This window comes from Bradyrhizobium sp. Ken01 (assembly GCF_055807355.1).
In genome coordinates, this window is record NZ_JBVVPC010000275.1 from 1 (window position 1) to 246 (window position 246).

At 64.2% G+C, this 246-nt stretch carries 1 protein-coding gene; it reads left to right on the top strand.

Translation table 11 applies throughout. From position 1 onward, the window contains the following. On the top strand, nucleotides 1–246 hold a 246-nt coding region (locus AC0L3S_RS39640), incomplete at both ends, for an alpha/beta hydrolase fold domain-containing protein (RefSeq protein ID WP_473285423.1).

Below are 246 nucleotides of genomic sequence, written 5' to 3' on the forward strand. Positions count from 1 at the left end.
CCTACAACGCCTCGTTCCCGACGCTGCAAGGTGAGCATGAGCCGGTCGCGACGACCTTTGAACAGCAGATCGACGGGCCGAACGGCCCCATCACTGTCCGCATCCATCGCGGCATCGACGCACTGCCGAGCGGGGCGCCGGCGCTGCTCTATCTGCATGGCGGCGGCTGGGTCATCGGCAATCTCGATTCACATGACGAGATCTGCCGCCTGATGGCCAATCTCGGCAACGCCGTCATTGTCTGCC